This window comes from Bathymodiolus heckerae thiotrophic gill symbiont (assembly GCF_900128515.1).
In the GTDB taxonomy this organism is placed as follows: Bacteria; Pseudomonadota; Gammaproteobacteria; order PS1; family Pseudothioglobaceae; genus Thioglobus_A.
This window is the reverse complement of the sequence record NZ_FQTP01000054.1, coordinates 1-10,465: the sequence shown is the minus strand read 5'-3', so window position 1 is coordinate 10,465 and position 10,465 is coordinate 1. Positions and strand designations below refer to the sequence as shown.

Sequence of the window (10,465 nt, the reverse complement as noted above, 5' to 3'; positions counted from 1 at the left end):
AAACTAGTATTGAAAAGCGTCATTCATTCTGATGGTTGGCGAGGGTATAATGGTTTAGTAGATTTTGGCTATAAGAAGCATTTTAGAGTACATCATAGCAAGAATGAATTTGCTCGTGGTAATGCACATATTAACGGCATAGAATCATTTTGGGGTTATGCCAAAACAAGGCTGGTAAAATTTAAAGGAATGAATAAAAATATGTTTAATTTACACTTGAAAGAATGTGAATTTAGATTCAATAATCGCAAGCAAAATCTTTATAAGATTTTGCTTGAAATGTTCAGAAAAGAGTCGCTTAAGTTGTCATGACCCTTAAATTTTAATAAAATATTTGCACTTGCCTGAGTTAACATTTCAAAGACGTCATCAAATCGACCTTCAAAATACGGGTCTGGTACACTTCTATTTGAATTGTTTGGAGTGTTGTCAAGCATCAAAGATAGCTTATACACTTGATCCTTAGGACAGATATCTTTTAAATTAGCCAAATTTGACTCGTCCATAGCAAAGATATAATCATAATAATAAAAATCAGATTCATGCACTTGACGCCCACGCTGATTAGATAAATCTACCCTATACTTTAGAGCCGATTGCTGTGAGCGAGAATCTGGCTGCTCACCTATGTGGTACGCATGCGTGCCCGCCGAGTCAATCTCAAACAAATATTCAACATTCTGCTTAATTACTTGCGATCTAAATGCACCTTCGGCAGTTGGAGATCGACAAATATTACCCATGCAGACAAATAAAATTTTGATTTTTTCACTACTCACTGGCTTTTAAGTTCGATAAAATCAATCATTATATCAATTTTAAAAACTTATATGTCTAACCCATTACTCAGCTCTGCAAAACAAGTCATCCTTACTGAAGCAAAATCCTTAACTCAGCTTGCTGAGCAACTTGATCAAAGCTTTATTAACGCCTGCGAGTTAATCCAAAATTGTACTGGCAAAGTAGTACTAATCGGCATGGGAAAATCAGGACATATTGGCAATAAAATTGCCGCCACTTTTGCCTCTACTGGTACACCAGCCTTTGCTGTTCATCCAGGTGAAGCGGGGCATGGTGATTTAGGCATGATCGAACAAAACGATGTGGCTATTTGCATTTCTTATTCAGGCGAGTCTGACGAAATTATGACGCTAGTACCAGTTATTAAGCGCCTAGGCGCTTCAATCATTGGCATGACCGGCAATAAGAATTCATCAATTGGTAAGATTAGTGATGTGCATTTAGATGTTAGTGTTGAAAAAGAAGCTTGTCCACACAATCTTGCGCCCACTTCCTCAACCACGGTTGCACTGGCTATGGGCGATGCCCTGGCTGTTAGTATTCTAACCAATAAAGGTTTTAGCCCAGATGATTTTGCACGCTCTCACCCTTCAGGCGCACTGGGTAGACGCTTACTCACCTTTGTGAATACCATTATGAAAACGGGCGCTGATATTCCAATGGTCAGCGCTGATACTAAATTATTAGATACACTAGTAGTTATGAGTCAGAAAGCTTTAGGCATGGTGCTAATTACAGATAATAACAACTTATTAGGCATCTTTACCGATGGTGATCTACGTCGAGTATTGGAAACACACTCTGATATTCAGTCACTAACGATTGATGAAGTTATGATTCCAAATTGCAAATCAATTTTGGCGGATAAGCCTGCGATGGCCGCTGTGCAGATGATGGATGAGTTTAATTTAAATTCATTGCCAGTAGTTGACGAGAATAATCAAGTGGTTGGAGCCATAAACACCCATACCCTCATGCAAGCCAAAATCATCTAAATTGCTGCGTCTTTTTTCCTTCTCCTGTGTTAAATTTCTAAAATATTCGGTTGCGTAGGTTTGCTACACACCCTCACATTTTATAAATTCTGCCTTGGATAAGAAAAAATACTTGCAATTGCTAACCGACCAACCTTTCCACACCCCACCAAAATCCAATCAGCGCGATCAGTATAGATGCGGGCACTACTGCCAATTGTCGGTAGTTGAGTTTCAAGCTACGTAGTGCTAGCAATCCAGCAACAACGCCAAACACGATCACAATTTGTGCCAACTCCACACCAACATTAAAACCAATTAACGTTATTGCAAAAGAATCAGGCGCCATTTCAAAACTTTTAAGCATGGTAGCAAAGCCCAGGCCGTGTATGAGTCCAAAGATAAATACAACCAAAGTTTTTCGGCGAATAGATTGATGCGTGAGTAGATTTTCAATCGCCACATAAGCAATCGAAAAAGCAATTAAAGGCTCAACAATACGCGCTGAAATTTCTACCACGCCCACCATCGCCAACCCTAGAGTGAGTGAGTGTGCCAAGGTAAAGCTGGTAACCAATAATAATAATCGTCGCCACAATAATGAGGAGAGTGCCATACCAACAATAAACAGGATATGATCCCAGCCGAGTGGAATAACATGATCAAAACCAATGCTTACAAATTGCTTAAATCGCTGATAAATATTAACAGGCTTTGGATGACTTAGGTCAATTACACTACTCGGCGCACCATCACGCAACCATTGCCAAGAAGACCAATTGTACTCATCTTTGTTATAGACCTGCCAGCGCAGAGCGCTATCACCATAAACCTCAGCATATTGCCAAGCAAGTGTTTCTGGCCACTCATCAGCCTCGATGCGATATGTCAGTATGGTTTTTCTAGGGCGTTTTTTATAACCAATAATGTCAATTTTGGCTTTACTGAGAGTAAGCTTTTGAACTTGATTATTTACTTTAAACGTCAAGCTATTTAAAAATTCAGATTCAAAATCTTTAAAACGTTGACGTAATTGTTGCGGCTTCAGCGCCCTAAGATCATCATATTTTTCTGAGTTAGGCGCATTGGTAGTTTTCTTATACTTTGTGCCAATACCAGTCATCGCCGCTTCTAAACTTAAATCAATTTCAATTTCAATGGTTTTATCATTAATGATTGAGATTTCCACCAATGCAGGCTTGACCACGTCTGCTTGTACAATGGCGCTAATAAGTATTAGTAGTAGTGCGAATAATTTCATATTTTTATGTGTAATAAAAAACCCCGACTAGCGGGGCTCTTAACTTACTTGTATCTTATTTAGATTAACTTACCTGCATAGTTTTCAATACCCGGATTAGTCTTCACACCTTTAATAGTTGGATGATTAACTTTCTTAAGATCTAGCGTCCCTTGCTTACGCAAGTAATCTGCAGCAACATCCCACATTAATCGGCCATTACCGATTGAACCCACTTGTGCCCAACCAGCCACTTTGTAAGATTTATTTGGATCAACCGGCGCACCATCGTCATCTTTCATTTCAGAAATACGATTACCCAATGTTGCAGCAGGATCAATAGTGTAATCCATGCCGCCCATGCGTACCATGTCACCACCTGATTGCAAGTACGGATCTTGAACAAATAAGTTCTCAGCAATGCCTTCTAAGATTTCCTTAAGCTGTGCACCTTTAAGCTCACTCACGTAAGTTTCACCATAAGTCATTGATGTATTCGTCATTAGATCTTCCATGGTTACATCATCACCAGCTGGTACCGATGTACCCCAACGAACACCTGCTGACATAGCAAAGTCTGCACTATGCTCTTCACGTAACGAGTTAACCAGCACTTGATCCCAAGTACCCATAAAGTTACCACGACGATAAAGCGTTTGATTGGTCTTACATAGTTTTTCAGTTAAGATTTCATCGTAAGTCTTACCTAAACGATCTGCATTATTTGACATTTCTGAACTACGCGCTTCAACCACGTTTTTGTCGTATTTAGTATTACGCATTTTAGTAATAAACGACACCATGGCAGCATCTGGCTTAATAAAGTCAGTCAAAATCGGCAACATTTTATAATTGTAGCCAACGACTTTATGGCCTTTAATTTCTAGATCCATCACGCCAATATACTTACCTGAACAACCAGCATTAGTTACAACAGTTACGCCACCTGTATTCTTAACTTCGACTGGCTTTGGCATACCATCATGAGTATGTCCACCAAAGAATGCATCAATACCAACAACGCGTGACGCCATCTTAATATCAACGTCCATACCGTTATGTGAAATCACAACAACGGCATCTGGCTTTTCATTTTCACGAATATCAGTTACTAATTCTTGCATTTCATCTTCACGAAGACCAAACGACCAATCTGGGAAGAAATATTTTTGCGGGTTAGCATTTGATGTTCTTGGGAAAGCTTGACCAATGACAGCAATACGATGTCCGCCTACGTTTTTAATAACGTATGGCTTAAACGGTAAAGCATCGTCTTCACTATATAAACCATTGCCATCAAACTTCTCAGTCATGGTGAAGTATTCATCACCCATTAATGCATCTTCCATAATGCGCACGTTTTGACCTAAGAAATCACCCTTGAAAAAGCCAATATTTTTTAATGTTTCCGCTTCTTTATAAGTAAACTCCCAATGGCCAACCATCACATCAACACCTAGCATATTAGTAGCCTCAACCATGTCAGCACCACGTGTCCAAAGTGACGTACCGGAACCCTGCCAAGTATCACCACCGTCAAGTGTTAATGTATTTTGAACACCGCCTGCGCTTTCACGCAAAGACTCTAAAACCGTTTTGATCTGACCAAAACCGCCGGTCTTACCGTATTTGGCTGCTAAATCTTCAAAGTTATTATAAGTAAATGCATATGCCTCAGGAGAGCCTGACTTAACGCCAATTTGCTTTAATAAATTTTTGCCAACAACATGCGGTAACTCGCCATAAGTTGGGCCAAAACCAAGATTTACATTTGGCTCGCGAAAGTAATTAGGCAGTAAGTTACCGTGTGTATCAGTAATATGCAAAATACGCGCATTGCCAGTTTTAGGCACTTCGTACATATTATCTTGTGATGCTAGCTTGGTAGATGTATCACTACCACAACCACTAATCAAACCTGCTGCAGAGCCAGCACCCAATACTTTAATAAAATCTCTACGTGTTAACGACATATTCTCTCCTCAAAAAATAATTAATAATTAATATGACTAATATTTTACACAGACTTCGATACAAAGAGACGCTGTAGTGAGAGCGCTGCACTTAAAAACAAAGCTGGAAAACACCAGTCAAGCGCTCAGTATAAAACAAAACTGAAGGGGTGAATGTTTTTTAATAAAATTTATTAGTTTTACTATTAGACCTAGTATTCATCATAAAAAATCTTATAATACTGCCATGAGGATTAATCAACTACTGCAAGACATTGCGCCCACTAAATTTGACTTAACCGTTAAAGGTTTGTGCCTGCACTCACAACACATACAACCTGGTGATGTTTTTATTGCCTTAAAGGGTGACAAAACTCATGGCATGGACTATATTGATCAAGCCATTAATAAAGGTTGTGTCGCGGTTTTGATTGACTCAAAAGACCTTGAATGTAACGTACCGACCATTCGTATTGATAATTTAACCGATCATTTACCAACCATTGCAAAAACTTTTTATACCAAAGCTAGTAATGTAGAAACAATCGGGGTAACAGGCACTAATGGCAAGACTTCAGTTGCTTTTTTTATCTCGCAGCTATTAAACAAGCTTGGCACCAACTGCGGACTAATTGGCACTTTGGGCATTGCCAACAATTCGCAACAATCGAACAATACTACGCCAGATATTATCACTCTATATCGTGCACTGGATGAATATGCTCAAAATGATATCAATACAGTTGTACTAGAGATATCGTCACACGCTCTAGCGCAAAATCGCATTGAGGGCTTGAATATTACCCAGGCTGTATTTACCAATTTTTCTCAAGATCATCTAGATTATCATCAAACTCTTGAGCAGTATAAATCTGAAAAACTAAAACTATTTCAGCTAGGTTCACTTAAGAATGTTGTGCTAAACGCAGATGATACAAGCTTTACAGACTTTAACGCCGCTAGTGGAAATGCAACGAAATTTAACTATTCACTGAATGATTTTGAAGATATTAAAACCACTGAATACGGCTTTATTGTCCAGCTTAATGACTATGTTTTTGAAGTGCCGTTTTTAGGCGAATTTAATTTAATGAATATTTTATCTGCATACAATACCCTTAAAGCTTGTGGCTTTACTGATGAACAAATCATCCCATTACTACATCAACTCAATCCGCCACCAGGCAGAATGCAAAAAAATGCACAACAATTAATATGGATAGATTACGCCCACACACCTGATGCAATTGAAAAAGCCATTGCCACCCTACAAGCGCATTATCCAGAACACAACATTCGTGTAATCTTCGGCTGTGGCGGAGATCGTGACAAGAGCAAGCGCGCCAAGATGGGGAAAATCACCTCTAAATTAGCCGATACAATTATTCTCACTAATGACAATCCAAGAAGTGAAGACCCTCAAGCCATTATTGATGACATCCTAAGTGGCACTGATGATAGCTATGAAGTTATTATTACTGAAAATCGCCAAATTGCTATTGAAAATGCCATCATCACTCTGGGTGAAGAAGAATGTCTGTTAATCGCTGGAAAAGGGCATGAAACTACGCAAATTTTTAACCACGAAACCTTGGAATCAAACGACAACGACATGGTGTTAGCCGCTATTATCGAAGCAGCAAGATTGAAAAAAATAAAAAACAAGCAACGTTAAGCTATTGAGGATTTTTTTGAAGAAAGGTAAATAGAAGATTGTCCGCTAACACAAAAAAAACAATGCTACAAACTAATACAAAAACATTAGCCAAACTATTAAACATTAACTGTGCCATTAATGTTGAATTTTCAGGCATTTATACCAATACTCGGCAACCAATGCACGGCGGTGTGTTTTTAGCGCTAATTGGTAACAACTTTGATGCTCATAATTATGTAGAAAAAGCTGAAGAAATGGGCGCTGTTGCCATTATCGCTGGTCGCCCAGTATCAAGCAAACTACCTGTTTTACAAGTTAACAATACCCAGCAAACTCTCGCTGATATTGCTAAATACCATCTCAATAGTATTCATCCAAAAACCATTGCCATTACCGGTAGCAATGGCAAGACCACCACTAAAAATTTATTAGCCAATATTCTAAACCTTAGCGCACCCACTTTAAAAACCCAAGGCAATTTAAACAATCATCTGGGTGTGCCAATGACGTTATTAAACCTTGAAGAGCAGCACCAATACGCGGTGATTGAAATGGGCGCTAATCACTTAGGTGAAATTGAGCGCTTACGTCAAATTGTTAATCCTGATATTGCCATCGTTACTAATACGGGGGATGCGCATATTGGTGAATTTGGTAGCAAGGCTAATTTAATCAAAGCCAAAGGTGAAATCTACTCAGATCATTCTATCGATATCGTTAACACTCAAACCAACTTTAAAGGTGACATTAGCTTTACCCCTCAAGGGGGTATTAAAACGAGCGGCAAAGATGGTGATGTATTTGCTAGCAAAATTCATAACTCAAGCTTTACGCTACACATTAAAGATCAACAAATTCAAGTTAAATTACAATTAATCGGTAAGCATAATATTAACAATGCTTTGGCTGCTAGTGCTTGTGCATATGCCTTAGATATTAATATCAATCAAATTAAAACCGGTCTAGAAGCCACCAAAGCAGAAGCGGGACGATTAAGCGTTATTCATACGGATAAATTCACTTTAATTGATGACAGTTATAATGCCAGCCCAACCTCAATCAAAGCAGCTCTCGACACTTTACAAGGTTTTAAGGGTGAGCAAGTTGTTGTACTTGGTGATATGGCAGAACTTGGTAATGATGAGGTTAAGATGCACAAGAAAGTTGGTATTCAAGCACAACAACTAACGCCAAATGTATATAGCTTTGGCGATCTAGCCAAGCATTATCATGCCAAACATTTTGAAACACAGCAGCAGCTAGCCGAACACCTTACTCGCCATCATACTGGCGCTACAGTATTAATTAAAGGCTCTAGAGCCGCCCAATTGGATAGATTAGTCATTCTTTTACAAAAATAAGCTGTTTTTCACTTGACCTTTTCCAAAAACCTAGCGATAATTACGCGCTTGATGGGCCCGTGGCTCAATTGGATAGAGTACTCGGCTACGAACCGAGCGGTTACTGGTTCGACTCCAGTCGGGCCCACCATCAAATTTCCATCAAGCCTATTCGCTTAAACAGCTTCTGATAGAATACGCACATGATCACAATCCCCAACATGATTACACTTTCTAGAATTTTCTTAATTCCAGTTTTTGTCGCCCTTTATTATTTCCAGCCAGCTTATTCTGATGCGTCAACATTCACCTGGATTAACTTTTACTTAACTGGTGCTTTCGCTTTTATTAGCATTACAGACTATCTTGATGGCTACTTAGCCAGAAAACTCAACATGACCTCACAGCTTGGTGCTTTTTTAGATCCAGTGGCTGATAAGCTAATTGTATCTGTCGCACTCATTATGCTGGTTGATTTTTATCCATCAGACACACATTGGTATATCACCATTGCAGCATTGGTCATTATCTCTCGTGAAATATTGGTATCCGCACTTCGAGAATGGATGGGCACTATTGGTCATCGCTCGAGTGTTAACGTCTCTTACATTGGTAAAGTTAAAACCTTTGTACAAATTTTTGCTATTTTATTCCTATTGTATCAACAACCTTTCTTCGGCTTACCGAGTTTCGAAATTGGGGTCACTCTACTAATGGCAGCAACTTTTCTAACCCTATGGTCAGGTTTTATTTATTTGAAAGAAGGAGTTAAAACTTTTGATCATTAATGGTCAATCAGCTTTAGTCCTAATCCAAAAATAAAAAATCACCAACCTGGCGCCATCCATTGCCATCTTAGTGGTTTTTATCTTTGAATTAGGGCTTGACTATTTTTAAAAAAACACTATAATTTCACTTTCTATTGCGGGAATAGCTCAGCTGGTAGAGCATCACGTTGCCAACGTGAATGTCGCGAGTTCGAATCTCGTTTCCCGCTCCAAATTCTAAAGAACCCTGTTTATCAGGTCTCTTTTTAGTACCCCCTTGAGGGGTACTTTTTTTAGTGTCCTTGATGGGCATTTTTATAGCTTTTTTTTGCACTACCTTGGCCGGATAGCAAATCGGTTATGCAGTGGATTGCAAATCCATCTAGACCAGTTCGACTCTGGTTCCGGCCTCCATACACAAAAAAGCCCGATTTTTATCGGGCTTTTTTTACTTATTTATTGTGTAATTTTCACTTCATGTAAATTCGCATCACTTTTTTTAGCGCCCCTCAAAGGGATTGATGCGAATCCACCTTATTTTTTCATTCTTTACACATAACACCTGAATTCAGCCGACGCGTTAGCGGTCGGCTGGAATGATTTGTTAGGTGGTTTAAAATACACCGCTAATAGACCGAATTAAGCCATTTTCTAATTCCCTTTGTGCTTCGTCAAATTTTAGATTAACTTTATTTGCCGTACTAATAATCCGAGAACGATATGTTTTCCAATTAACCTTGCCACCTGTTGTTTTTTGTGTAAGTTTAGTTCCAGTTCCTTGAGACACATTAGTATTTTGTTGTTGGGTAATATTTACACCAGTTAGCGGTCTTTCTCTAACTTGAATATCAGTTATCATATTATAAAAAGTATCTTCTACCATAGCATCAGCAATAAACCCAAGTATGCCAACTGCTAGCCCTGCATTTCTTGTAGAGTTATAACTATTTCCTGACAAAGAAGCCCCAATAAGTGCACCTCCGAAACCGCCAGCCAAGGCTGATTCAGACTCTCTTAAATCTGATTTTCCAACTTTTAATACATTGGCTTGCAGCATAAAATTAGCACTGTCGGGGTCTTGTGTTAAAGTGTAGCCCTTGCTAGTTAATACATCTTTAATTCTAGATTCAATATGTAATTCTTCATCTGATGTATTGCGAATATTAACATATATATTTCTTTTACTCAATCCGACCGGCTCTAAAAATATTGTAGCACTCATTTTAGTTTGAACATCTAAATCTGCTTTTTTGATTAAGGTTTGCCCAGCACAGGATGTTAACCCTAATATCATCAAAAACATTATGCCTAAATTTACTATTTTTCTCATTTCTTTCTCCAATATCCTCAATTAAAAAATGGTTAAGTGTGGGGATAGCCACCTAACTATTTATTGCTCGACATTATTGTACCCGTATCTCGAATATTAGTGTTCATTATCTATGTAAACTGCAATCTTTGAGTGTAAATACACTGGTTATGTAATTTTTATAGTGTGGTATGTAACATATTGCCATAAAATTTGACCATATTACATCTAAAAAATACTCACTAAATGGTATTTTTAAAAATTTAAGAAATTTTGAGAATGATTTTTTTTACTTACTTGTCAATAACTTATATGTTTATTTTTAAGAGAATAAACATATCTCAGTTAATTTCTTTGAAATTTAGCAATGACATCTTTCTTTATTTGGGTAGACGAATTTTTTGGACTGTATTTAATTTGAACTA

At 38.2% G+C, this 10,465-nt stretch carries 9 protein-coding genes and 3 tRNA genes; 8 read left to right on the top strand and 4 right to left on the bottom strand.

Annotated features, from left to right (window positions below; all coding sequences use genetic code 11):
• Positions 1-312, top strand: a 312-nt coding sequence (locus BTHERMOSOX_RS07410; RefSeq protein WP_138120457.1) for an IS1595 family transposase, incomplete at its 5' end; no start/stop codon positions are given.
• On the opposite strand, the gene BTHERMOSOX_RS07405 is transcribed toward BTHERMOSOX_RS07410, so the two are convergent.
• Positions 261-779: a low molecular weight protein-tyrosine-phosphatase gene (locus BTHERMOSOX_RS07405; protein ID WP_283204845.1), complete on the bottom strand. Its 519-nt coding sequence runs from the start codon at positions 777-779 to the stop codon at positions 261-263. The genes BTHERMOSOX_RS07410 and BTHERMOSOX_RS07405 overlap by 52 nt on opposite strands.
• A gap of 51 nt (positions 780-830) precedes the next feature.
• Between BTHERMOSOX_RS07405 and BTHERMOSOX_RS07400 the strand changes: the two genes are divergently transcribed.
• Entirely contained in the window at positions 831-1,796 is a 966-nt protein-coding gene (locus BTHERMOSOX_RS07400) for a KpsF/GutQ family sugar-phosphate isomerase (RefSeq protein WP_138120456.1), read from the top strand.
• A gap of 121 nt (positions 1,797-1,917) precedes the next feature.
• Here BTHERMOSOX_RS07400 and BTHERMOSOX_RS07395 read toward each other — a convergent pair whose 3' ends face one another.
• Both BTHERMOSOX_RS07395 and BTHERMOSOX_RS07390 read right to left on the bottom strand, forming a co-directional pair.
• On the bottom strand, positions 1,918-3,036 hold the full coding sequence (locus BTHERMOSOX_RS07395) for a HupE/UreJ family protein (protein WP_171004691.1): 1,119 nt from the start codon (positions 3,034-3,036) through the stop codon (positions 1,918-1,920).
• Positions 3,037-3,095: 59 nt separating this feature from the next.
• Positions 3,096-4,988 (bottom strand): 5'-nucleotidase C-terminal domain-containing protein, encoded by a 1,893-nt coding sequence (locus BTHERMOSOX_RS07390; protein ID WP_138120455.1) that lies wholly within the window; start codon positions 4,986-4,988, stop codon positions 3,096-3,098.
• A gap of 226 nt (positions 4,989-5,214) precedes the next feature.
• On the opposite strand from BTHERMOSOX_RS07390, the gene BTHERMOSOX_RS07385 reads away from it, so the two are divergent.
• From BTHERMOSOX_RS07385 to BTHERMOSOX_RS07360, 6 genes are all read left to right on the top strand, one after another.
• The gene (locus tag BTHERMOSOX_RS07385; RefSeq protein WP_138120454.1) at positions 5,215-6,642 is read left to right on the top strand and encodes a UDP-N-acetylmuramoyl-L-alanyl-D-glutamate--2,6-diaminopimelate ligase; all 1,428 of its coding nucleotides are present in this window, start codon (positions 5,215-5,217) and stop codon (positions 6,640-6,642) included.
• 62 nt (positions 6,643-6,704) lie between these two features.
• The gene (locus BTHERMOSOX_RS07380; protein ID WP_138120453.1) at positions 6,705-7,985 is read left to right on the top strand and encodes a UDP-N-acetylmuramoyl-tripeptide--D-alanyl-D-alanine ligase; all 1,281 of its coding nucleotides are present in this window, start codon (positions 6,705-6,707) and stop codon (positions 7,983-7,985) included.
• 53 nt (positions 7,986-8,038) lie between these two features.
• Positions 8,039-8,115 (top strand) — tRNA-Arg (locus BTHERMOSOX_RS07375).
• Between the two features lie 52 nt (positions 8,116-8,167).
• On the top strand, positions 8,168-8,752 hold the full coding sequence (pgsA, locus tag BTHERMOSOX_RS07370) for a CDP-diacylglycerol--glycerol-3-phosphate 3-phosphatidyltransferase (RefSeq protein WP_138120452.1): 585 nt from the start codon (positions 8,168-8,170) through the stop codon (positions 8,750-8,752).
• A gap of 136 nt (positions 8,753-8,888) precedes the next feature.
• Positions 8,889-8,964: transfer RNA gene (locus BTHERMOSOX_RS07365), tRNA-Gly, on the top strand.
• A 107-nt stretch (positions 8,965-9,071) separates the two neighbouring features.
• Positions 9,072-9,145: transfer RNA gene (locus tag BTHERMOSOX_RS07360), tRNA-Cys, on the top strand.
• Positions 9,146-9,344: 199 nt separating this feature from the next.
• Here the strand turns inward: BTHERMOSOX_RS07360 and BTHERMOSOX_RS07355 are convergent.
• A complete protein-coding gene (locus BTHERMOSOX_RS07355) occupies positions 9,345-10,061 on the bottom strand; it encodes a complement resistance protein TraT (RefSeq protein ID WP_138120451.1) in 717 nt (238 codons plus the stop codon).
• Positions 10,062-10,465: the final 404 nt, after the last annotated feature.